This window comes from Streptomyces sp. AHU1, from assembly GCF_045343905.1.
In the GTDB taxonomy this organism is placed as follows: Bacteria; Actinomycetota; Actinomycetes; order Streptomycetales; family Streptomycetaceae; genus Streptomyces; species Streptomyces triticiradicis.
The window spans coordinates 7628925-7652122 of the sequence record NZ_CP174283.1; the positions used below are offsets into that span (position 1 = coordinate 7628925).

The 23198-nt window shown below is 70.1% G+C and carries 16 protein-coding genes; 1 reads left to right on the forward strand and 15 read right to left on the reverse strand.

The window, feature by feature from the left end:
- Window positions 1–160: 160 nt before the first annotated feature.
- From ACICHK_RS33685 to ACICHK_RS33700, 4 genes are all read right to left on the reverse strand, one after another.
- Entirely contained in the window at window positions 161–1177 is a 1017-nt protein-coding gene (locus ACICHK_RS33685) for a hypothetical protein (protein ID WP_406839855.1), read from the reverse strand.
- Entirely contained in the window at window positions 1170–5174 is a 4005-nt protein-coding gene (fxsT, locus tag ACICHK_RS33690) for an FxSxx-COOH system tetratricopeptide repeat protein (protein ID WP_406839856.1), read from the reverse strand. Before fxsT ends, ACICHK_RS33685 begins: the two co-directional genes overlap by 8 nt.
- A gap of 16 nt (window positions 5175–5190) precedes the next feature.
- Window positions 5191–6501 (reverse strand): FxsC protein, encoded by a 1311-nt coding sequence (gene fsxC / locus ACICHK_RS33695; RefSeq protein ID WP_406839857.1) that lies wholly within the window; start codon window positions 6499–6501, stop codon window positions 5191–5193.
- Window positions 6502–6758: 257 nt separating this feature from the next.
- Window positions 6759–7880 (reverse strand): FxsB family cyclophane-forming radical SAM/SPASM peptide maturase, encoded by a 1122-nt coding sequence (locus tag ACICHK_RS33700; RefSeq protein WP_406839858.1) that lies wholly within the window; start codon window positions 7878–7880, stop codon window positions 6759–6761.
- Between the two features lie 331 nt (window positions 7881–8211).
- Between ACICHK_RS33700 and ACICHK_RS33705 the strand changes: the two genes are divergently transcribed.
- Window positions 8212–9285 carry a toll/interleukin-1 receptor domain-containing protein gene (locus ACICHK_RS33705; protein ID WP_406839859.1) on the forward strand — a complete coding sequence of 358 codons (1074 nt, stop codon included), beginning with the start codon at window positions 8212–8214 and terminating at the stop codon, window positions 9283–9285.
- A 41-nt stretch (window positions 9286–9326) separates the two neighbouring features.
- Here ACICHK_RS33705 and ACICHK_RS33710 read toward each other — a convergent pair whose 3' ends face one another.
- The 11 genes from ACICHK_RS33710 to ACICHK_RS33760 form a co-directional block, all read right to left on the reverse strand.
- A complete protein-coding gene (locus ACICHK_RS33710) occupies window positions 9327–9776 on the reverse strand; it encodes a hypothetical protein (protein ID WP_151473752.1) in 450 nt (149 codons plus the stop codon).
- A gap of 552 nt (window positions 9777–10328) precedes the next feature.
- The gene (locus ACICHK_RS33715; RefSeq protein WP_406839860.1) at window positions 10329–11210 is read right to left on the reverse strand and encodes an ABC transporter permease; all 882 of its coding nucleotides are present in this window, start codon (window positions 11208–11210) and stop codon (window positions 10329–10331) included.
- Window positions 11207–12319: an ATP-binding cassette domain-containing protein gene (locus tag ACICHK_RS33720; RefSeq protein WP_406839861.1), complete on the reverse strand. Its 1113-nt coding sequence runs from the start codon at window positions 12317–12319 to the stop codon at window positions 11207–11209. The genes ACICHK_RS33715 and ACICHK_RS33720 overlap by 4 nt, the downstream gene beginning before the upstream one ends.
- Window positions 12320–12426: 107 nt before the next feature.
- On the reverse strand, window positions 12427–12582 hold the full coding sequence (locus ACICHK_RS33725; protein ID WP_192582752.1) for a VenA family class IV lanthipeptide: 156 nt from the start codon (window positions 12580–12582) through the stop codon (window positions 12427–12429).
- 46 nt (window positions 12583–12628) lie between these two features.
- On the reverse strand, window positions 12629–15301 hold the full coding sequence (lanL, locus tag ACICHK_RS33730; protein ID WP_406839862.1) for a class IV lanthionine synthetase LanL: 2673 nt from the start codon (window positions 15299–15301) through the stop codon (window positions 12629–12631).
- Window positions 15302–16008: 707 nt separating this feature from the next.
- On the reverse strand, window positions 16009–16428 hold the full coding sequence (locus tag ACICHK_RS33735) for a contact-dependent growth inhibition system immunity protein (RefSeq protein ID WP_406839863.1): 420 nt from the start codon (window positions 16426–16428) through the stop codon (window positions 16009–16011).
- 433 nt (window positions 16429–16861) lie between these two features.
- Window positions 16862–18385, reverse strand: a complete 1524-nt coding sequence (adh, locus tag ACICHK_RS33740) for an aldehyde dehydrogenase (protein ID WP_406839864.1) — start codon at window positions 18383–18385, stop codon at window positions 16862–16864.
- 134 nt (window positions 18386–18519) lie between these two features.
- Window positions 18520–19821: a GAF domain-containing protein gene (locus ACICHK_RS33745; protein WP_406839865.1), complete on the reverse strand. Its 1302-nt coding sequence runs from the start codon at window positions 19819–19821 to the stop codon at window positions 18520–18522.
- 135 nt (window positions 19822–19956) lie between these two features.
- Window positions 19957–20556, reverse strand: coding sequence for an N-acetylmuramoyl-L-alanine amidase (locus tag ACICHK_RS33750; RefSeq protein ID WP_406839866.1), 600 nt, complete (start codon window positions 20554–20556; stop codon window positions 19957–19959).
- A gap of 119 nt (window positions 20557–20675) precedes the next feature.
- The gene (locus ACICHK_RS33755) at window positions 20676–21689 is read right to left on the reverse strand and encodes an acetamidase/formamidase family protein (RefSeq protein WP_406839867.1); all 1014 of its coding nucleotides are present in this window, start codon (window positions 21687–21689) and stop codon (window positions 20676–20678) included.
- Complete coding sequence (locus ACICHK_RS33760) at window positions 21686–23170, reverse strand: APC family permease (protein WP_406839868.1); 1485 nt, start codon at window positions 23168–23170, stop codon at window positions 21686–21688. Before ACICHK_RS33760 ends, ACICHK_RS33755 begins: the two co-directional genes overlap by 4 nt.
- Window positions 23171–23198 lie beyond the last annotated feature (28 nt).

Here is a 23198-nt window from a genome sequence, read left to right on the forward strand (position 1 = left end):
CACGGACGCGGTCCCTGGGGGCGTTCATGGAGCGGCTCCGGGAGACGAAGGGTTCTCCTCGGGACGGCGGGACTCCGTCGCGCTCGATCCGCTGCGCCGTTTCGGCGTCAGCGGCGCGGACGTCGTCCGTCGTGGCGAAGTGCCCGGCGACCCGACTCCGTCATTCGCTCGCCAGCTCCCTCCCGAGCCACTCGATGTGCCGGTCCGCCTCCGCGAGGTGCGACTGGTCCAGCGACACGCCCAGGAGGTAGCAGTGTTCGCGCAACTGCTGGAAGTACACGGCCCCACGCTCGATGTTCAGGACGATCTGGCGCATCTCCCCTTCGAGCAGGGCGTTGAGGGACGTGTTCATCCGGCCCGTGACTCCCGGCAGCAACTGGCCCAGCAGGGAGTACCTGTCGCGCCGTTGCTGAGCGGTGGAGGAGCCGAGGAAACTCCGCACGGCAGGGTCGGCGAAGATGTCGACCGTGCAGGTCGGTGCTCCACCGGTGTAGTAGGCCAGATAGTGCAGCCCGTGGACGCCGAGAGCCTCGCACATCAGGTCGGTGGTGGCGGTAGGGACGTCGTCCGCGCCCGCGGCTTGGTCGACCGTGTACGCGGTGCCTTCGGCGGCCTTCCCGGCAGTCTCCGGCCGGTCCGTGTCCGTCGCCCCGTACGTGGGCGATGGCGTCGGGTCGGCGGACGGCGGTTCGCGCCGGGCGTACCTGCTCGGATAGGAGCGGTGGGCACCCAGGTGGTGACTCAGGGACGGCCGCAGATCGACGATCCCTTCGGCCAGGCGGGGAATCAGTTCGCCCAGCAGGTCCGCGCGCGTGACGCAGCACAGATGGCTCTCCGCCGCGACGGAGTGATAGAGGAGCGCTCCGGTGGGCACATGGACCACCGTGCGTATGGGTGAACCGGTCCGGAGTTCGGCGAAATCAGATGCCAGTTCCTCAAGTATGTAGAAGAGCTGACGGCCGGAGCGTTCAAGCCGGTGCGATATCGCCTCGGCAGGACTCTCGTCCGGTGGTTCCGGTATTTCGGCACTGAACATCTTCGCCCGGTCCCGATGGTAGAAGGCGAGATGCGTCAGACCGCACGACTCCAGTATCTGCCTCAGCTGCGTCTCGAATTCGCCCATCTTCTGCCGCCCCCTTTCCGGATCGCGCTCCGCCGCCGTGGAAGGATCAGACACCCTGCACCTCCAGATCGGCACCGACCCGTTGGTAGGGATCGGCCAGCAGTGCCCTGGCGAGCCCGTGGTCCCTCGGCAGGTGTTCGGCGACCTTGCGCTTGAGGAGTGGTTCCAGTTCGCCGTCGACCGGCAGCGGGGAGGAGCACAGGTTCGCCAGGGCGGTCAGCGTGACCGGATGGTTCGGGCCCCACGCGGACTCCTCCTTGCAGCCGTCGTAGATGTCCCGGTCCTCGACGGTCACTTCGGCGGCGGACAGGTCACCGAGCGCCGCCAGGCAGTTGTTCTGGTTCATCCGCGCGACCAGGGTGTACCGGTGCTTGCGGTGGAACGCGTCCTTCAACTGGAGGAACGCCTTGCCCGCGTGTTCGTTCGCCTCGTCCGGCTCACCGGCGACGAGCAGGTAGAGGGCGAGGTTGTTGCGGCAGATGGCGGTGAAGGGGTGGTCCTCGCCGTACACGTCGACGTAGTGGCCCAGGACGTCCCGGGCGTATGCCACGGCGTCGGCGGTTCTGTCCTGCGCGTGCAGACCGATGGCCAGCGACAGCCTGCAGGCCATCGTCCGGGGGTGTTTCTCCCCCCACTGCTCGCGGTAGGCGACGTACGCGTCCTTGAGCAGCGGCAGACCGTGCTGCACGTCTCCTTGGCGCACCATGGTCATGCTCAGGCTGGCGACCGCGCCCAACACGTGCTGGGCGCCGGGGTCCAGGAGTCGGTGCAGCTCATCGCGGGCCCTGGTCAGATAGAGCTCGGACTGGGCCAGGTCGCCCAACTCCCGTTGGTAGGTGCCGAGGTGGGCGTACGACACCCACCGTTTGGGGTCGGAGGCCTTGTCGGGCGCGCCCTCGCGCTGTTCGTGGGCGTCCCGCTCCTGGCGGATGGCGGCCGGGACCGACTCGACGTAGAACTTGGAGAGGGCGAGGTTGTGGGAGGCGGCGAGTGTTCCGTTGGCGTCTTCGCCGATGGCTGCCCGCAACCTCGAGAAGGTCGTCTGGTCCTCCTCGAACGCCTTCTTGAACTGGCCCGCGGCACGTAGGTCCGCGGCGTAACCGCGGCGCGCCAGCAGGACGTCGGCCTCGGTGTGCTTCTCCCTGACCAGATGGGCGACGGCGTGACTGGTGAGTGCGAGCGCCGTACGGTGGTCGCCGAGGAGCCGGCAGGCCGCTCCGAGCTGTGACTCCATGCGCAGCACCATGAGGTGCTCGGGACCCAGGGTCTCCCGCCAGCGCTCCAGGACGTGTTCGCCGAGTTCGCGGGCGCCCCTCAGGTCGTTCGACATCCAGCGGTGGTACACCTGGCTCACCAACCAGGCGTGGACCTTCGGCTCGGTGCTGTCCACGGCACCGGAGACGATGACATGCCGGTCGAGCTCCGCGAAGGTGTCGTGGTGCTTCGGCAGGTGTCGTTCCAGGTCGTTGGGGACCATCGAGGCGAGGACCTGCTGCGCTTCGGAGCGGGTGGAGATCCGCTCCTCTTCCGACATCCAGCCGCGTACCAGGTCCTGGACGACACGGTGGACGCGAAGTGTCCGGGAGGACAGGTCCTGGACCGCGAGCGCCTGTTCGCGGAGGAGGTTGAGATGGTGGAACAGGGTGAAGGCGGAGCCGCTGAGTTCGGGGTCGAGCGGCTTCAGCAGCTCCACCATGTCCTTCGACCGGACGATGTCCATGCCCACGCCGTTCGGTGACAGGAAGGCGCACAGCTCCAGGAGCCGGGCGGCGGCCGGGGATCTGTCCCGCAAGTCGTCGTAGGCGATCCGGCAGACCTGGACGAAGGCCTGGTAGTCGGACGGCAGCGACTTCGGGGGAGTGGTCAGGACGCTGTCGAGCGCGTCGATGTAAGGGTCGATGTCCTCGGGGCAGGTACGCAGCGCTGCCGCGGCCGCCTCCTCCGCGATCGGCAGGTGCCCCAGCCGTTCGGCGAGCCGCCGCAGCTCTTCGTCGGCGAGTCCGGGCAGCCGCTGGCCGAGCAGAGCCAGGCTCTCCTCGGGAGTGAAGGCCATGACGTCGTGCGTCGTGTACTCCGGGGTCCAGTCCATGGCGTTCGAGGTGATCAGGACATGACCCGTGCCGCCGGTCGGGATGTACTCCTCGACCGACTGCTGGTTCGCCGCGCCCTCGAAGACGAGCAGCCACCGGCGCAGTCGGGGATGACGGCCCACCCGCAGGTCCTCGAGCAGCGCGCGCCAGTCCTCACCCGTGGGCGAGCCGTCGCCGCTGGTGTCGAGAGCCTGCGCCAGCTCGGCGAGGGAGGCCTGGACACTCGCCGCGGACGTGGCCGGTACCCGCCACACGAGGTCGTACTGCGAGGCGAACTGGTGGGCGTACTCCAGGGCGATCTGCCGCTTGCCGGTGCCGATCAGACCGCGCAGCACCTGGGGCGGGGAGCAGCTCGCGCCGGAGCAGTCGAAGCCTTGACGCAGCGCGTCGAGTTGTTCGGTCCGCCCGACGAACCCGGCGTTGCGCCTGGGCATGTTCCAGACCGCGGGCTGGAGGCCGGGGAAGCGCGGCCCGGACCAGGAGGGCTCCGGTTCGGTGCCGGCGAGCAGTCCGAAGTGGCCGAGCAGTTCCTGGCGGGCCGCATCCTCGTTCTGGCCGTCCAGCGTGATGGTGTCCTGCGGGGCGAACTCGAAGTGCGGCGCGAGCCGCGCCGGGCTGACCCGGACGCCGACGATCCGCTGGTCCCCGGGTGCCCGGCCCACGGGTGCGCCGGTGGCCAGGCGCGCCACGGTCTCGCCGACCTGCGTCCCCGCCAGGTGCGGCGAGAGCAGGGCGAGTACGTAAGTGGTGTCGGGCAGTGTGTCGTCGGACCGCTCCGCGGGCGGGACGATCTGCATGCGGGTCGGCCGCAGGAGTTCGCCGATCCAGTCGGCCCACAGCTGGTCGTTGGGCGCGTGCAGCAGGGTGACCGTGCTGGGCTCCGCGTCCAACTCGGCCTGGGAGCGCTCGTGCTGCTCCAGGAGCCGGCGGTAGGAGCGGGATTCGGTGGGCGACGGCGGCCGGAGGTCGCCTATCTCACCGTCGGTGATGTGATCGACGAGACGCACGTACGCCTCGACGATGCTGCCGCTGACCCGCGGATCCTCGCGCATCACCGCGAGTTCCTCGCCGTACGTGTAGTAGGGCACGTACGGCACTCTCATCTGGCCCCAGTAGGCGGCGAGTTCGTCCTCGTTCCCGATGCCGACATACGTGTCGAGGGTCTGTCGCGCTTCGCGGAAGCGCTGGTCCAGCCTGTCCCGTTCGTTCTGGTCGACCCGCATCTGGACGAAGTGCAGCTTGGTGTTCCTGCCCTGTCGGCGGATCAGCTCGGCGATCTTGCGGGCGCCTTGGATGGCCTGCGGGTTCATGGTGAGGGCGATGACGACCTCGTCGGGCAGGGCGAGCGTGCAGATCCTGGCGCCGTCGGAGAATCCGGTGCGGCTGTCGATCAGGACGTAGTCGTAGTCGCTGTCGCGCAGGCGCGTGCGCAGGGCCTCCAGGAAGTCCTTGCCGTCGTCGCTGGTGTGGAACGCACTCCAGTTGAAGGCGGCCAGCCGGTCGGCGTAGCCCTCGTCCACCCGCCCCGGACCCATGTAGTGGAGCCGGCCGCCGTTGGGAAACCGGTGGTCCAGATCGACCTGGTAGCGCTCGAAGTCGGTGTGCTGCGGGTGCAGCGACCTCAGATCGTCCGGGATCTCGTCCGGTACGGCGGCGGCCGCGTCGGCGAACGCGGAGAACATCTCCAGTACGCCGTTGGACTGGCTGAGGTCGGAGAACGGGAGGAACGCGCCGTAATAGAGATGCAGATCAGGCGCTTCCAGGTCCCAGTCGATGACCAGCACCGACTTGCCCTTGCTGGCGATGATCCAGGCGGCGTTCGCCAGGGCCATGGTGCGGCCGGCCCCGCCCTTGAACGAGTAGAAGGTGACGATTTTCGCGGGACGCGACGAGCCCGGGGGATCCGCGGACCCTCCGGGGTCGGACGGACCCGCCGTTCCCGTGGTACCTGTGGTACTCATCCCCCGCCTCATGCCCTCAGCTCGGGCCCAGCGACTCGCCGGGCATTGTGCTCAGTACCGGGGGCCAGGGGTTCGCCGCGCGTCTGAGCCAGCCGACCCGCTCCCGCTGTCTGCGGCTGCGCCGGTCGTCCGGGCTCTCGATCATCAGCTCACCCGTTCTGGCCCGGGTGCCTCCTGTGTCGTCCTGGGTGCGGGTGCGGGAATCGGCCATGACGGCCACCACGATGTGCGCGAGCGCGTCCCGGCTGCCCGCCTCGTGATGGGCCGCGCCGAGCATACGTGCCGGCGTCCGGGAGACGGCCTCCCGTAACCGCCCCGCGTGGGCCATGCTCTCCTCGTCGGACCGGGCGAGCACGACCACGACGGCGGCCACTCGAGCCCGGGAGCGCGCGATCCGCTCCCACAGCGGGCGGAACGCTGGATCGCCTGTCAGCCAGGGGTCGACCACGAGGAGGACCGTCGTGGACTCGTCGATGCCGTCGGGAAACGGGTCCGCCGGGCCGGACGCCGCCACCGTCAGCCTCCCGCCCCCGCAGGCCCGCAGCGCCCATCCGACGGTGGATGCCACGGTCTCCTCGCTGTGAAGGTGGAAGGGACGCCACTCCTCGGCGGACTGTCCGTAGCCGTCGACCCGCTCGCGAAGATCTCGCATCCGGTCCGCTGTGCCGGCCATCAGCAAGAGCGTGACGTTCCGGTCGGCACGGTCGGAAGCCGGCATCGGCCCCGCTGACGGCGGGGGTTCCGGGACGGGCGGCCGCGTGCGAACCGCCGCGCGGTTCGGGCCGAACCGCGCGGCCACGTCGTGTCCTTCCGCCTCCGACATGACCGGTGGCGGCGATGCGGCGGCCCGCATCAGACGTGTGGCGACGCGACGGACGATCATTTGGTAGCGGTCCCGTTCGTCCGGGTCCTGCTGGAGGCCCAGCGTGCCGGGGCCTTGATACTCCTCGTCGACGATATGCCGTACAGCGGTGACGGGACGGGGCAGGACCAGTCCGTCCGGACGCCACACGACGCCGACCAGCGAGTCAGGGCGCTCACCGGTGCGCCGCATACGGCGGTCCACGCGCTCGGTGAAGATGGACCACTCCTTGGCGCACTGCGGGTCGTCCACGTACTGCGCGGAGTAGAGGACCAGGAGGGCCCGGCAGTCCAGAACCGCGGGATCGGGCCCCGCGGCGGGCTCGGGATGCTTCAGCCGGCCCTCGGCGGAAGCCGTGCGGCCCAGCACGCTGTAGATCTCGTTCTGGACGTCGATGTGGAACCGTTGAACCGGTCCTCTGTCACCGGTCGAGCTTGCGTAGCTGATGAAGAACAACGGCCCCATCGCATCCCCCCAAGGGCCTGCCTCCTGCTGCAACCACGGCTCGGACCCCACCCATAGACCCACTTCGACGTGAAGTGCACAGGCGTGATTCCGTTGTGCGTCCCCCCACACCAATTGCCTCTATGCTAGGAGGCTTTGCCCGTCCGGCGCCCCCGAAAACCCGACATTGGCCGTTCTCTCACCTGAAAGAGTGCGCGCCATCGGGCATGCGCGCTGGTGACCGCCGCTTTCCGGTCGCGCTTTCCGGTAAATCGCGATCAGTGATCCGTCCAAAGCTCGATGTGTCGGATGAGGGACGAGATGTCCTCGCAGTAGACGGAGGGGTTGTCGAAGCCCCGGCCGCGCCCGAAGCGGTGAGCGCGCAGTCCACCGCCGCAGACGTGTACCAGAGGGCACTCCTGGCACACACGGCACAGCGACCCCACGCCGTACTCCGGCGCACAGGCGAGATCCAGCACACCGTCGAAGGAGTGGCTGAATACCGTGCCGCCCGCGGCACCCGCCCCCTCCGCGACCGCGTTGAGGGACTCCGTCCAGGTGAGGGTTCCGTCCGTCTCGATCGCCACGGCCGCCGCCGGCAGGGTGCCCAGCACCTCGCTGCTGCTTCCGCCGTCGTACCGGGACAGGGAGTCGACCGACTCGAAGAGCCGGATGCGCATGGGCCGCCCGGTCTCCCGCCACCGGTCGTGGACGGCGCGCAGCCAACTTCCGTACGGTGTCCCGCCGCCGCCCGCGCCGGGCGGCGGATGATCCCAGGTCCCGTGCGGCAGAAGGAAGTCGGCGGCGGGCGGACGATGGGCGGCAAGGGCGTCGAAGGTGCGCACCGGATCGTTCGCCGGGTCGATGGTGCACAGCAGGCCACCGAACAGCGGCCGGTAACGGGCGCTTCCCAGCAGGCCGAGCGCCGCGCTCACCTTCGCGTGGCTCCCCCGGCGCGGACCGGTGCCCGGGCCGCGCCGGTGCCGGTCGTGCGCCTCGGCGTAGCCGTCCAGGCTCACTCCCACCCGTACGTCCAGTCCCAGCAGCAGGTCCAGGAGCGCCTCGGTGAGCAGTGTCCCGTTGGTCTGGACGACGAAGTCGGCTTCGGCTCCCGCCCCGCGCACGGCCCGGCGGACCGCCGTGGTGAACTCGGCGATCACCTGGGCGCCGGCGAGCAGCGGTTCTCCTCCGTGCAGAAGGACGCGGACCCGCTCGGGACGGTGTCTCCGCACATGTTCCGCGATGCGCGACACGAGCCGCTCCCGGACCGGGGCGGGCATGATCCGGGGGCGGGCCCGCCATCCAGAGTCGCGCAACTCGTATACGTAGCAGTAGTCGCAGGAGAGGTTGCACCGGCTGCTCAGCTTGACGATGAACTGGTCGAACGCCCGCAGCGTCACCCGACCGTCATCAGTGACCGATATGTGAGGCTCTGGCCAATGATTGAGGGGTGGTGCGGAATCGTCCCAAGTGGGCCCCTGAGGCCTGTTCCGGGCGGCTCTCGATGACGTACTGTCAAGTCTCGGCGAGGCTGCCTTCATCCGACCCCCGATCGTTGCTCAGGGGTCGGCCCGGCACACGCCGAAGGCACGGACGGCGTGGCGATGCGAATGTCCCCCGTGCAGCTTACGAGGAGCAGCCGGTGTTCCATGAGCGGTCAACTGGCCAACGTCAAAGCTTAGTTGGCGTGACTTCGACCGCTGCCGGGCGCGGGGAACAGAGGAGTTACGCATGGCCGACGACTTCGTCACGAGTTACGCAGCCGAAGAGAACCTGGCCTATGCGACACGATTCCACCAAGATCTCATAGCCGCCGTGGCGCGTACCAAGGGACGTGCGATCGAGGCGGCCATGTGCTGCGGCGGGCAGGGCGACGCCAACCACCCGCTGGTCGCCCGGGCCCAGGTCCTCGTCGCCCTGTGCTCGCGGGCCTACTACGCCGACCCCGGGTGCGGCGGCGACTGGGCGGTCTTCGAACACCGGCTGAGCCTCGTGCCGGTGCAGTTCCGCCCCGCCGTCCCGCCGGCCCGAGTCCTGGTGCGCTGGCAGCCGGCCGCCCCGCCCAGCGGCATGCCGCTCGCCCCCATCATGAGCGGTGAGGTCACCGACAGCTACGCTTGCAAGGGCGTCTACGGCATCATCCGCGAGGAGGGCTTCAGCTCCCGGGCCTACCGTGACGCCCTCGTGGAGATCGCCGCGACCGTCTGTGCCGGACAGGCGGGCAGTCCGCCCGTCGTGTCCGCCGGTGAACTGCCGCGCCTGGCGCTCCCGTTCCCGCGCGGCGGCCGCGGTCCGCGGTCCAAGGTGCCGTCCCCGCGGACGCCGCAGGAGGTTCCGGGCAGACCGCGCGTGTTCCTTTCGTACGCCCACGAGGAGGACGGCGGCGTCCACCAGAAGAGGGTCAAGGCCCTGTACCAGCGGTTGCACTCCGAGGGGATCGACGCGGACATGGACACGGCCGCACACGAAAGAGGACCCCAGCACTGGACGAGATGGATGCGCAAGCACTACAAGGAGGCGGACTTCGTCATCGTGATCGTCTCACCGGCCTACAAGCGCCGTGCCGAGCACGAGGAGGTCCAGGGCAAGGGGGACGGGGTGGGATTCGAGGCGGACTACATCCTCGAGGAGCGCAGGAAGAACCGCGACTGGTACCGGCGCATCCTGGTGGTGTCCTTCCCCGAGCACGGCGAAGAGCACGTGCCCGACTTCCTGGCCGGCGTGACTCTCTACACCCTGGACCCCGAGACCGGAGAAGGGGACCTGGAGAGCCTGATCGACTACGTCAAAGGCGAGGCCCGCTGAGCGCCGGGACCCGGCCGGTGAGAACTCCGCGGGGTCGGCCGTCACAGGCTGACGGCGGCCAGCGCGACGTCTGCGACCAGCAGGGCGCCGTAGAAAAGCTGAAGCGTCGTGGAGAACGTCGCCCCTAACCAGCTGATCCGCCCGAGATAGGGCCCCACATCCATCGAGAGCGTCTCCACCTCGTTCTCCGGGCGCCGTACGTCGTCGTACAGGTACCGGAAGAGGCGTTCCTGGCGCAGGAACATTCCGTCCAGGGACCAGAAGCACGCCAGCGGCACCAGCCCGCTCACGGCCACCTGCCAGCTCTGCTGGCTGGAGGCGACGGCGAAGATTCCGGCCGCCAGGCTCAGTGCCCACCCTTTGACGAGAAACGACTGGTTCGACAGCCGGGTGATGACGGCCTGGAGGAACTCCAGGTGTTTGAGCCGGTCGTCGCCCAGGGATTCCGGACCGTGCGCGGTACCCGAACTCGCTTCGCCCAGCGTGGTCATCAGTCCCCCCGGTGATGTGGTGGCCTCATCCTAGGGAGCGTGACGCGGGGATCACTAGTGCCGCCGCTGCACGAGGCGGCGGTGTTCTCGCGGCTCCGGCGCGCCGACACCGCCGCAGGGTGCGGCGGAGCCTGCGCAGCGGCACGTGCTGTCGCCTTGACCGCGGAGCGCGGGTGCTCCGTCGGTTGCCCGGAGCCCGGGCAGGCCTCCGGGCAACCGACTCCGGGCTCTAGGCCCTGTCGTCAAATTCCCGTCGTCCGTCCGCAGGGCAGACGGGAATTTGACGACAGGGCCTAGGAGAAGCCGAGCTTCTTGGGCGAGTGGCTGACCAGAAGGTTCTTCGCCGGCCGAATACGCCGACGGGACACCTCCGCTCGCGCGGAGCCGAGTTCGGTATCAGGAACCGCACCGCGACCGAGCGTCGGCCTTCGCGGCCGTACGGGGCGACCGGATCGGGCGGACGGTTCTCGCCGTGGCGGACGGGCGCGCGTCTGTCGGACCAGGCGGGAAGCTCTCGGAGGGCCTGGACTTTTTCGGCCCCGCGTCCGGGTGTCATTCGGGGCGGCTGAAGCGGTGGGCGGCCCAGAGCAGGGCCACGACTCCGGTGGCCAGCAGGAGAGCGCCTTCCAGGAGCAGGGGAGGGCGCAGGCCGGACCACTCGATGCCCACGGTGGCTGCCTGGTCCGGTACCCGTAGCGCGATGCAGCGGCGGAGCAGGTCCACTCCGTAGGCGAGCGGATTGACGGCGGCCAGCGCATGGGCCCAGCCCGGCAGGTTCTCCAGCGGGAAGAAGCCGCCGGAGAGGAACAGCAGCGGCATCATCACCAGGCCGAGCAGCATGTGGAAGATCTCGGGCCGGTCCAGGCTCACGGCCAGCGACAGGGACAGGGCCGTGACCGTGAAGGAGGCCAGGACCATGCCGGCGAGGAGCAGTGCCAGCAGGAGCGGGTCGTAGGGCAGGCCGACGGCGCCGGCCAGGCCGAGCAGGACGGCGCCCTGGACCGTGGAGACGATGGTGCCGCCGGCGCAGCTTCCGAGGAGGAGGGTGGGCCGGCCGACCGGGGCCATCAGGAGTTCGCGCAGGTAGCCGCTCTGCCGGTCGGTGATCAGGCGGACACCGACGATGACGGCCGGCGCCTGTACCGTCATCATCAGCATGCCCGGGAAGAGGTACGTCTGGTAGCCGGTACCCAGCGAGGAGTTCGGGATCAGGGCGGCCAGACCACCCCCCAGGACGAAGAGGTAGAGCACCGGCTGGAGCAGCATCAGGGCGGTGTGGACGGGCTGGGCCGCCAGGCGCAGCAGATCGCGGTGGACCAGGGCGTGGACCGCGCGCAGTTCGTGACGCAGGCGGTGCCTCGGCTCACGGCCGGAGGCGCCAGGGGCATCAGGGGTGTCGGAGGCGTCCGAGGCCGGCGGAGCGGGTGCGGTCACGGGGTCTCCTCTGTCGCCGGGACGGTCGTGCCCGGAACCGAGGCGGCCGGTTCCCGGTGGGAGCGGGGGGTGTGGATGCTGCGGCCGGTGTGGTGGAAGAAGACGTCGTCGAGCGTCGGCGGGGTCGCGGACGCGGCGTGCACCGCGATGCCGTGTGCTTCCAGTGCCGCGCACAGCCGGGGGATCCAGGCGCTGCCGTCGGGCACCCGCAGGGACACTCCTTCGGTTTCCAGGGTGACGGCGAGGCCCGGCGGCGCGGTCCGGCCCACGACCTGTCGTGCTGCCGCGTCGTCGCCGGTGCGCAGCACCACCCGGTCCTCCCCGATCGCGGCCTTCAGCGCGAGGGGCGTGCCCTGGGCCACGAGCCGGCCGTGGTCGAGGATGCCGAGGCGGTCGCAGTTCTCCGCCTCCTCCAGGTAGTGGGTGGTGACGAAGAGCGTGCAGCCGTGCCGGTCGCGCAGTGCGCGCAGGTGCTCCCAGACCTGGGCGCGGGCGTGCGGGTCGAGTCCGGTGGTCGGCTCGTCGAGGAACAGCATCCGGGGCGCGTGCAGCAGACCACGGGCGAGCTCCAGGCGGCGACGCATGCCTCCGGACAGGGTGCGCACCGGGGAACACCGCCGGTCGGCCAGCCCGACCGTCTCGAGCGTCTCGGTGACGCGCAGGCGGGCGTGGCGGCGGCGCAGTCCGTAGAGACGGGCGTGGATGTACAGGTTCTGTTCGGCCGTCAGGTCCGGGTCCAGGGCACTGTGCTGGAAGAGCATCCCGACCGCTCTCCGTACCTGGTCCGGCCGGCTGAGCACGTCGGCGCCCGCCACCGTGGCCTGTCCGGCGGTGGGGCGGGCCAGCGCGCACAGCAGGGCGAGGGTGGTGGACTTGCCCGCGCCGTTGGGGCCGAGGAAGGCGAAGGTCTCGCCCCTGCGCACGTCCAGGTCCAGGCCGCGGACGGCGTGGGTGGTGGTCCCGTCCGGGCCCGGGTAGCTCTTGACCAGACCGCGCGCGCTGATGGCGTACACCGGCCGGGCGGAGGACCGCGTGGCTTCCGGGTCCGTGAGGGTGGTGGTCAGGGGGGTTGCCCGGGTGCGAGCGTCGTCACCGGCGTGTGGCTGCATGGTCGGGTCCTCGTCGACGGGGGTGTCCTCCGCAGGCCTGCCGGCCGCAGCGGCCTTGGCTCCGGCCGGTGGCCGCCCGAGGGCGGCCACCGGCCGGAGGAACTCGGTCAGGCGCAGCTGACGCCCACACAGACGGTGTTGAGCAGCGTCAGCACCCCGACGCAGGCGCACGTTCCGGAGAACGATGCTCCGTCGAAGTCGACCGGGTCGGTCTCGGGAAGGGCGTGCAGGTGGGCCAGCAGCTCGAGGGCCTGGTTCTCCATGACATTCTCCTTCTGTGAGCGGTTGCGACAGGGGATTTCCTGTCGCTCAGCCCGGCTGCTGGACAGTCCAGTGCCGGGAGTCGGTGTGGCGGATCCTCAGGAGGAACGCCAGGATTCCTGCGGAGCCGTCGCTCCAGCTCGTCGAGACGTCCCCGTACTCGTTGGAGAAGACGACGTGGCTGTCGCGGTGGGCCCGTTCGGAGACGATGAGGCGGGCCAGGTCATCGGCCATCGCCCGGTAGGCGGGATCCCCGGTGGCGTCGGCCATGTCGAGGAGGAAGTCGCCGTTCCCGGCCAGCCCGTGACACTGGGCGAGGGGGGCGCGGGAGGCGCGCTCCACGACGGCGTGCGTGGCGCCGCGTGCCAGATCGCCGAACCGCTCGTCGCCGGTCCGCTGCCAGAGGCGGACCAGGAAGGAGCCGATGCCCGCCGAACCGTGGCACCAGTACGGGGCTGTGGGCAGGTCCGTGGCCTGGGCCGGCCACTGGGCCGCCCGGCCGACCGTCACGGCGTTGGCCACCAGGTGCTCTCCCGCCGCCACGGCCAGCTCCAGGTGCTCCGGCCGGTCGGAGACGGCCGCGGCGGTGAGGAGGAAGCTGCCGATGCCGGACGTTCCGTGCGCGAAGCCCAGATAGCGTTTGCCGGCCTCTTCGGAAACGGCTTCCGCGGGGACGGGCCAGCTCACGCCGGACGGCTCGGGCTGAGCGGCGGCGGCCAGCCGGTCGGCCGCGTCGACGACCAGCTCGGCCAGGCGCGGGTCACCGCTGCGGTGCCACAGGTGGGCGGCGGCGAGCCCACTGCCCGCGCAGCCGTGGGTGATGTCGTGACTGGGCGTCGGCTCCAGTGGAGCCAGTGCCAGGGCCAACGCGTGGTCCGTGAGCGTGCGGTCGTCGATGGCACGTCCGGCGTCGTACAGCGCCCAGGCGATTCCGCGGCCGCCGAAGTGCAGGCCCGGGCGGATGGAGCGGGTGCCGGTACGGGCGGCGATCCAGTTGCCCGCGGTGGAGAGCAGATCCGGCAGACGTGGGTCGCCGGTGAGCTCGAAGTACCGGGTCAGGACCGCCAGTACACCTGCCGCACCCTGCTGCACGGTGCAGGGGTCGGTCTCCCCGGCCAGGGTGGACACGGGCCACAGCCGGCGGTCGTCGGCCGGGGTCATGGAATCGACGAGGTGGTTCACCATCCCGGTGACCGCCATCTGCGTCACGTCGTCCGGTTCGTCGGTCCGCACCGGTCCGGCGGCGGGGTGTCTCGGCCGCGCCAGGTCCGTCTCGCGGAGAGCCGCACGAGCCCTGGCGAGGTCCCAGCGTTCGCCGGGATCGTCCTTCATCAGCCCGAGGATCATCTCCGGCAGGCCGTCCGGCAGGCGCAGCGTTCCGGCGCAGGCGGCCAGCCACTCGGCGAACCGCTGCTCGGCAGGCCTGGTGGCCGGCTCCTCGGGCAGCAGATTCGGTACCTTCCCGCTGAGCACGAAGCACACGGTGGCGCCGAGGCTGTAGTAGTCGGCCGTCGGGGAGACGGGAGCGTCCGCCAAGCGCTCGGGGGCGCTGAAGCCGGGGGTCCCCACTTTGGTCGGGAGCATGATGTCGTCCTTCAGGACGGCGAGCTCCAGGTCGATGAGGCGCAGTTCTCCGTCGGGGCGGACCATGACATTGCCGGGCGTGAAGTCCCGCAGTACGCAGCCGTGGGCGTGGGCCTCCGCGACCAGGTCGATCAGACGCCCGACCTGGTCGAGCGCGTCCGCTCGGTAGCGTTCGCTGCCGACGTCGCGGAAGCGCTCGGCGACCCAGGTACGCAGGGGCACGCCCGGCACTTCCTCCTGGGCGAGGAACAGGTGCCCGCCTGTCTCGAACATCGCGAGCGGCTCCGGTGCCAGTCCCGTGCCCTTGAGTTTCTCCAGCGTCCTGGCCTCGGCCCGCAGCCAGTCACGGATGTCGGAGCCGGCCGCGTCGCCCTCGACGTGCGGCCGAGCCTCCTTGATCACTACGGGTGCGTCGGTGGTGACGTCGGTCCCCCGGTAGACGCCGCCCTTGTTGGTGTGCCGGATCGCTTCCCGGACCGAGAACCGGCCGCCGAGCACCACCCGGCTCCGCGCCGCCTTCTCCTGTTGTGGTGGAAGCGGCACCGAGGCGGGGAAGGGGCTGACCGCCCACGGGGGAGGGGAGTACTGCCCGGTGCGCTTGTCCTCCACGGGATTGCCGTCGGGGTCCTCGATGAACCACACCAGCAGGCCTTGGTCCGACAGCCGCCGCCGGCCGACGAAGGCGCCGTAGCGGTAGTGCACCAGACTGTGCGGGGCGTACGGCTGGTCGGACAGGATCCGGGGGCCGGCCAGTCCCGCCGTGGCCTTGTGCAGTGCCAACGCGATCCGGGCCGCGTCGCCGTCGGAGGGCGGGTATACGGTGATGAACTTGCCGGAACTTCCCCGCGGTGTGGCACGGGAGTTGAGCGCGCTCACCTGCTCGAGCGACTGGACGAACTTGAATGCCGCCTCCTCGCGCAGCAGCACGTCCAGGGCCTTCACGAGGACTTCTGGCGCGGAGGCGGCAGTCGCGGACACGTGCAGTTTCCAGCCCTGTCGGCGTTGTACGCCGGACCGGCATGTGAGGCGGCACCACATCTCGTCTGCATCGGTCGTCCAACGCGCGCCCGTACCTGTGGCTTGCAGCGCCTGGTGGAGCAGGCTTTTCAGGTCGACTTCGATTGCGTGGCTCGTCATGCGTGTCCCTCCCAACGGTGAGAACCGCTGATTGGAATATTCCTTCATCAAGGAGAAACGCACAATACGTGCCAGGCGGAATTCGCTCTGTTCGGCGGGCGTGCGGTGTTATCGCGACGATGGGCGGCGCAGTCCGGCGTGAATAGGGAGCGCATATGTCGGGTCGAAAATGCTCCGCCTGTTCGGTGGAATGGCCACTTGTGCTAGAAAGAACAAACAGCTGAGGCTCATTCGTTCTAGAACGGGGATTGGCGGCCCGGATTCGGGGAAGCCGAGGTGACACGTCGACCCCGGCTTCCCCAGCAGTTCCATTCTATTTCATGGTGATGGGCGCCGTGCCCACCTTTACCGTCAATTAATCCCTGATTTTGGTCGAGCGGCGGATCGAACGCGAATGGCGACCGTGGGAAAGGTGAATGCTGTCGGTGCGTGCCGCCGTAGCGCACCCCCGCCCTTCAATTCCGCAATATAATAATACGAATCAATGATGGATGGGCGACGGATCCGCGACCCTACTCGTGTACTCATTGCCGTGTTCGGTGTACAGGCGACGCACGGGCGGTTCGGGCCAGGGATGACTCCACCGGGCGCCTCTGCCGGCGGGTTGCATGCCGACCGGCCTACATCGGCCCCGCTGCCACCGAATTCGGCCGGCGTCCGCCGGTAGGTGGAGTGCCTCCCTCCTCCTGGGCTTCCGCGGCTCACTGTCAGGCATCGTCCCCGGGCAGGGCCGAGGGGAACGCGTCGATCTCCTGGCGGACGTAGCGCGAGACGTCGGTCAGGACGGCGACGGTTTCCTTGAGTTCGTGAGCCGGCTCAGGAGCGGTGGCCCATGCCTCCGGCTTTCTGGTGACGACCGCGTACAGCAGGTCGTCGTCGAACCAGCCACCCTCCGCCTGCTGCGGTGCGGTGTCCCGCAGGATCTCCACGGCCAGGGGCAGGAGCCAGGGCAGCCCCACGTCCTGTCCGGTCAGCCGGGCCGGCTCGTGCGGCTCCAGGGCCGCGGCCGGTCGACGCCGCAGCTCGTACACGTTCCGGACCATGGGGGTCGTGTCCGCGGGAGGAGTCGGCCGGTGCAGGCCCTCCAACTCCTCGAGGGAGCGACCACGGTCGAAGTCTTCGGGCACCGTCGGGTCCTCTCGTGCCCCGCATCCGTCGGCGCGGAGGCTTGACTCCTGGAGCGCGTCTCTGCGTCCGCGTCGTTCAGGGTACGGATCGGCGTCATCCGCGGCTGCTCTCACCCGTGGCCGATGGACTTCAGGAAGCGGTTCAGCCGTTCGAGTTCGGCAATGGCGTCCTTTGGGGTTGCCGTCCGCACGGTAGCCGTACGCGCGGCGGCGTCGTCGGTCTCCGGGAACGGGCGTCCGGCCGCGCGGCGGGGACTCCGGTGGACGCCACCGGGACGGCCCGCTCCCGACCGGTTCCCCGCCGTTGGCGAGGGCGGCATCCCCGCGGCACAGCGGTCGGCCGGTTCGCTCGAGGGCGGGCGAACCGCCTCATCGAGCGAGCGAAAGGCGCCTGACAGGTGAGGAACCAGGTCAGGCGCCTTTTGTTGTGCGCCTAGAAGAAGCCCAGCTTCTTCGGGGAGTAGGACACCAGGAGGTTCTTCGTCTGCTGGTAGTGCTCCAGCATCATCTTGTGGGTCTCGCGGCCGATGCCGGACTGCTTGTAGCCCCCGAATGCGGCATGTGCCGGATATGCGTGGTAACAGTTCGTCCAGACGCGGCCGGCCTGGATGGAACGTCCCGCCCGGTAGGCCGTGTTGACGTCCCGTGTCCACACGCCGGCGCCGAGCCCGTACAGGGTGTCGTTCGCGATCTTGATGGCGTCGTCGAAATCGTCGAAGGACGTCACCGAGACGACCGGGCCGAAGATCTCCTCCTGGAAGATCCGCATCCGGTTGTCGCCCTCGAAGATCGTCGGCTGGACGTAGTAACCGCCCTTCAACTCTCCGTCGTGCTCGATGCGTTCACCGCCGGTGAGCACCTTGGCGCCCTCCTGCCGGCCGATGTCCAGATAGGAGAGGATCTTCTCCAGCTGGTCGTTGGACGCCTGCGCGCCGATCATCGTGTCCGTGTCGAGCGGGTTGCCAGGCTTGATGAGCTCGGTGCGGGCGACCGCCGCCTCCATGAACTCGCGGTAGTGGCCGCGCTGGACGAGGGCGCGTGAAGGGCACGTGCACACCTCGCCCTGGTTGAGCGCGAACATCGTGAAGCCCTCGAGCGCCTTGTCGCGGAAGTCGTCGTTCTGCGCCCACACGTCGTCGAAGAAGATGTTCGGCGACTTGCCGCCCAGCTCCAGCGTCACCGGCTTGATGTTCTCCGAGGCGTACTGCATGATCAGCCGCCCCGTGGTGGTCTCGCCCGTGAACGCGACCTTCGCCACCCGCGCGCTGGAGGCCAGCGGCTTGCCCGCCTCCACGCCGAAGCCGTTGACGATGTTCACCACACCCGGCGGGATCAGGTCCGCGATCAGGCTCATCCAGTAGTGGATGGACGCCGGCGTCTGCTCGGCCGGCTTGATGACGACCGCGTTGCCCGCCGCCAGCGCCGGAGCGAGCTTCCACACCGCCATCAGAATGGGGAAGTTCCACGGGATGATCTGCGCGACCACGCCCAGCGGCTCGTGGAAGTGGTACGCGACGGTGTCGTCGTCGACCTCGCTCAGCGAACCCTCCTGAGCGCGGATCGCCCCCGCGAAATAGCGGAAGTGGTCGATCGCGAGCGGGATGTCGGCCGCCAGCGTCTCACGGACCGGCTTGCCGTTCTCCCAGGTCTCCGCGACCGCCAGCTTCTCCAGGTTCGCCTCCATCCGGTCGGCGATCTTGAGCAGGATGTCGGCGCGCGCGGTCACGGAGGTGCGCCCCCACGCGGGTGCCGCCGCGTGCGCCGCGTCCAGCGCGCGTTCCACGTCCTCGGCGGTGCCGCGCGCGACCTCGGTGAACGGCTGCCCGTTCACCGGGCTCGGGTTCTCGAAGTACTGCCCGCGAGCCGGCGCGACGTACTCCCCGCCGATGAAGTGGTCGTAACGCGCCTGGTAGGAGACGATCGCGCCTTCGCTGCCGGGCGCCGCGTATCGGGTCATGCTGGTTGCCTCCCGGAGAAGCGCTGCCCGCCGTCGGGCAGCTCTCGCCGCGAGGCTAGGAACCCGGACGTTGCAACGACGTTGCGCGCTCGGAACCGCTGCCCCGCCCTGCGGGCGGGCCGCACCCCACCGCGTCAGCGAGACTGCGGTCGCGCACGGCCGGTGCGTGCGGCACCCGTCCATCCGGCCTGTGCGCCCTGCTCGGACTCCAGCTCCGCCACGCGCGCGTGTACGGTCGCCGCCGGGCGCAGCGCCGACAACGCCCGCCAGACGTCGAGGTCGTCCTCGCCCCACGGCGCTCGGGCCCAGTCGGCCAGCAGGTCGGGGTCCCGCCGGGCGATGATCGCCGTCCGCAGCCCGTCGGCGAGCCGTCGCCGCAGCCGTACCACCGCCGGTGCCGTCGAACCCGGCAGCAGCGGACCGGCGTACACCGCCGCGGCCGCCGTCACCGCGCCGGTGCCGAGCCGCCGCTCCACCACCGCCACATCGGACTCGACCGGCCGGGTGAGCCGGTAGGGACGCGAACCCAGCAGTTCCGGACCGAGGATCCTGCGCAGCCGTGCCAGCTCGGCCCGCAGGGTCACCGGCGTCACCGACTCGTCCTCGTACAGGGCGCACTGCAACTCGTCGCCCGTCAGACCTTCCGGATGCCGGGCCAGCAGCACGAGGATCTCGCTGTGCCGACGGCTGAGCCTGATCTTCCTTCCGTCCGAGACCAGTTGGGCCTCGTCACGCCCCAGGGCGGTCAGTTCGAGGGAGTCGGCCATGGCCCGAGGCGGCGCGAGCAGCGCCAGTTGGGCCTCGGCGGCCCGCGCCACCGCCTGGACGAAGCCGAGGCTGTGCGGATGCGCGAGCCCGTCCCCGCCGGTGATGTCCACCGCGCCGAGCACTCGTCCGGTGCGCGGATCGTGCACGGGGGCCGCCGCGCAGGTCCAGGGCTGCACACGCCGGATGAAGTGCTCGGCCGCGAACACCTGCACCGGACGGTCGACGGCGACCGCCGTGCCCGGGGCGTTCGTTCCGACCGCCGACTCCGACCACCGTGCGCCCGGCACGAAGTTCATCCGTCCGGCCTGTCGTCGTGTTCCCGGGTGGCCCTCGACCCACAGGAGTCTGCCCTGCGCGTCGCACACGGCCAGCAGGTGCTCCCCGTCCGCCGCGAACGTTCCCATGAGCTCCCGGAACAGCGGCATCACCCGTGCGAGCGGATGCTCCGCCCGGTAGGAACCGAGTTCCCCGTCCGTGAGTTCCACCCTCGCGGCGCCCTCCGGCACGACGCCCGCCCGCGCCGACCGCCGCCAGGATTCCGCCACCACGGCACGCACCGGCCGCGACACCGTGCCGCCCTCGGTGAACGACTCGTACGCGCGGCGCAGCAGCCGACCCCGCTCGGCGGGATCGGTCCCCGGTTCCAGGGCCACCCAAGGATCGGTCAACTCGGCCTCCCGGAAGGCGATGCGACTGGGCCCATCGTCACTCCGGGAGCGGGCCTGGACAACCCGTGTGACGTTCCCCTTCCGCCCGGTGCCTCGCGGCCTGCCCGTTCTGGCCGCAGCGAGGCCCGCCCCAGGTCAGGCGAAGTTGACGAGCCTGATGTAGCGCGTCCAGTCCCAGTTCGGCCCGGGATCGGTGTGATCGGTGCCCGGTACCTCGCGGTGTCCGAGGATGTGGGCGCGGTCCTTGGGAATGCCGTACCGGTCGCAGACCGCGGCGGTGAGCCTGGCCGACTCCTCGTAGAGGGCGTCGGTGAAGTAGGCGGGCCGGTCGATCCAGCCCTCGTGCTCGATTCCGATGCTTCTGGTGTTGTAGTCCCAGTTGCCCGCGTGCCAGGCGACGTCGCGCTCCCTCACGCACTGGGTGACATGGCCGTCGGCCGAGCGCACGAGGTAGTGCGCGGACACTTTCTTCTGCGGATTCTGGAAGATGGACAGGGTCGTGACGTACGAGGCCTGGGTGACGTGAATGATCACGTAGTCGAGCTCGTAGCTGTAGGGGCGGTCGGAGGCCGTGTAGTTGGAGCCGGTCGCCGGAATCCACTCGGCGCCCGGATAGTCGACGGCCGCCGGCTGCGCGGTCGCCCGCGCATCGGGGAGCAACGCGTAGGGGAGGGCCGCGAGGGCTGCGCCCTTGAGCAGCCGTCGTCGGCTGGGTAACGGCTGTGCTCGCTCCATGGGGTTGGCCTTTCGTCGGTGGGGGTGGGCCGTGAACCCGCGGCCCGGATCCGGGCAGGTCGAAGCGGGTGCCGGAAGCGGAGGGCCGGGCCGGGGCCTGCCGCACGTGGGCCTCGTGGTCAGCGCCGCAACGCCGCGGCCGTCTCGCGCAGTTGGGCGTGCAGTCCGCGATGAGTCTCACGCGCGGGCAGCCATTCCTTGCGCAGCTTGGCGACGCACGTGTAGTTGGTGTCGCAGACGTTCGCGAGCGGAGACTCGACCGTCTGCGTCGCGAACTGGTACGCGTCCAGCTCGCTGAACCCGTAGTCGCGCACCAGCCACTGCACGAGGTCGAGCTGGGATATCCGGAAGGCGTCCTCCAGCGGGCGTGTCGAGCCGGTCGAGATGATGTGGGTGTCGGACTCGATGCGCGGCCAGGGGGTGGCGACTCCCTTCAGGAGTTCGACGATCACCACCGTGTTCATCGCGCACTCGACCGCGACCCCGCAGGTCTCTCCCTCACCCTGGCGCGCGTGTCCGTCGCCCAGGCTGAGCAGGGCGCCTTCGACGTTCACCCCGAGATAGCAGGTCACTCCGGCCCGCATCTCCGGTGTGTCCATGTTCCCGCCGTGCGCGTCGGGCACCAGCGCGGAGCGCACCTCCAGGTTCGCGGGCGCCACACCCACGGTGCCGTGCATCGGATCCATCGGCAGCTCGATCCGGATGTCGCCGTCCCGTGCGCTGAACAGCGCGGTCCGGCGCTCCCGGTCGAGCTGCCAGATCCACACCGTCTCCGGCAGCGGTGGCTGCAGGGACGCCGTGGTGTGGGTGGAGGTCAGGGCGCCGAAGAGGGGGACCGTCGTCGAAGCCGCCCAGTCGCGGGCCGGCTCGATCGAGACGAAGTGGACCGCGACCGTGTCGCCCGGCTCCGCTCCCTCGACATGGAAGGGGCCGGTCTGCGGATTGAGGAAGGGGAACTCGCAGACCTCGGACACCAAGTCCTTCTCGGAGCGCACCCGTCCGGCGAAGCAGTCCTCGGTGTACAGATCGAGCACGGTGCCCGGCGCGATGCGTGCCACGGGTGGTGCGCCGCCGAACGTCCAGGCGAACTCGCCCGGCACCGGGCGCACGGTCAGGATCCTGGGGTCGCTCATGGCTGCACGGCTCCGCTCTGCGAAGGGGCGGGGGGCGAGGTCTCGTCGAGGTGGACACGGGCGGTCTCGGCTATGCGCTCCGGGTGGCGACGCAGCAGGAAGACCAATATCACGGCCCCGGCCGACATCCAGGCACCCACGACCGGCCCGGCGTACGACACCGGCGCGGTCAGTCCGGTCACGAAGTCGAAGACCGGCAGACCCGCGGCGGTGAGCAGCGCGGGCACGAAGGCGACGATGCCGAGCAGCGGGAACACCAGATGCCGGACGGGGGCGAACAACTCGCGTCCGCGGCGCAGGAAGTAGCCCGCACAGGCGAGATCGACCACGATGTACACGCCGATCACCACGGTGACGATCACCGTCGCGAGGAGCAGGAACGCGGTCACCGGGTCGTACGCGAGACCGAGCCCCAGCATGACGGCCACGGTCACGGCGCACTGCACGGCCACCCCGGCCGCGGGGGAGCGGTGTCTCGGGTGCACACGGGCGAAGAGCGCGGGAAGGACGCGGATCCGGGCCAGAGCGAAGGCCGTTCGCGTGGAGACGGTGGCGCACGCGTTGGCGTTGGCGATCGTCGAGTTGACCACCGCGAGGAACACGAGCACCCAGAACAGCCCGAAGGAAGCGCGCGCCACGCCTTCCCACGACGCGGCGCCGGAGGCTCCGAACCCGGCGAACCGGTCGGGACCGAAGTACACCGACATGGCGTACGTCGTCAGGACGTAGACGAGTCCGATGGCCAGCGCCGCGCCGAGGACGGCCCGGTGCATCGTGCGGCGCGGGTCCCTGGTCTCCTCCGCGAGCGGAGCCGCCGCCTCGAACCCGGCGAAGGCGAGCACGGTGTACACCGATCCCGCGAACACGCCACTGATCCCGCCGTGGCCTTCGGCCGTGTGGGAGGCCCCGAACACCGACAGCGTGTTGTCCCCGCCGGCTCTGGCGATCAGCCAGACCGCGAAGACGAGGAAGACCAGCACTTCGAAGACGCCGAGAACGGTGCCGAACCGGGCCGAGGCGCGGACTCCCCGATAGCCCGCCACCGCGATGACCACCGCGCCCGCGAGCGACCAGGGCCACCAGAGGCCGTCCGGGTACGAGGACCATTCCTGGTGCAGCGTGCCCGCCGTCGTGAATCCGAGCTGAAGGAGGAGCAGCGGCGGCACCAGCGCCTCGACGAACACGTAGCCCCAGCCCACGAGGAATCCGGCGGACGGATGCAGTCCCCGCGCCGTGTAGGTGGCCACCGAACCCGCGGAGGGCATCTCGCGTGCCAGCTCGGCCACGCACGACGCGGTGAACAGACAGGCCACCAGCGCTATCAGCACCGCCAGGGGCAGGCTGCCGCCCGCGAACGCCGCTCCGGACGGGATGGACGCGGCGACCGCCGCCGCCGGCGCCATCGCCGTGATGCTCTGGAACAGGACCTCGCGCAGGCCGATCGCCTCACGCCGCAGACCCGGAACCGCCTCCTCCGACATCTGAATCCCCCGATCCGACCGGAACACA

Coding starts and splice junctions, on each gene's coding strand:
- fsxC (WP_406839857.1), bottom strand. CDS start 6,501: ATGGGGCCGTTGTTCTTCATCAGCTACGCAAGCTCGACCGGTGACAGA.
- ACICHK_RS33760 (WP_406839868.1), bottom strand. CDS start 23,170: ATGTCGGAGGAGGCGGTTCCGGGTCTGCGGCGTGAGGCGATCGGCCTG.
- ACICHK_RS33720 (WP_406839861.1), bottom strand. CDS start 12,319: ATGCAGCCACACGCCGGTGACGACGCTCGCACCCGGGCAACCCCCCTG.
- fxsT (WP_406839856.1), bottom strand. CDS start 5,174: ATGAGTACCACAGGTACCACGGGAACGGCGGGTCCGTCCGACCCCGGA.
- ACICHK_RS33705 (WP_406839859.1), top strand. CDS start 8,212: ATGGCCGACGACTTCGTCACGAGTTACGCAGCCGAAGAGAACCTGGCC.
- ACICHK_RS33725 (WP_192582752.1), bottom strand. CDS start 12,582: ATGGAGAACCAGGCCCTCGAGCTGCTGGCCCACCTGCACGCCCTTCCC.
- adh (WP_406839864.1), bottom strand. CDS start 18,385: ATGACCCGATACGCGGCGCCCGGCAGCGAAGGCGCGATCGTCTCCTAC.
- ACICHK_RS33750 (WP_406839866.1), bottom strand. CDS start 20,556: ATGGAGCGAGCACAGCCGTTACCCAGCCGACGACGGCTGCTCAAGGGC.
- ACICHK_RS33710 (WP_151473752.1), bottom strand. CDS start 9,776: ATGACCACGCTGGGCGAAGCGAGTTCGGGTACCGCGCACGGTCCGGAA.
- lanL (WP_406839862.1), bottom strand. CDS start 15,301: ATGACGAGCCACGCAATCGAAGTCGACCTGAAAAGCCTGCTCCACCAG.
- ACICHK_RS33755 (WP_406839867.1), bottom strand. CDS start 21,689: ATGAGCGACCCCAGGATCCTGACCGTGCGCCCGGTGCCGGGCGAGTTC.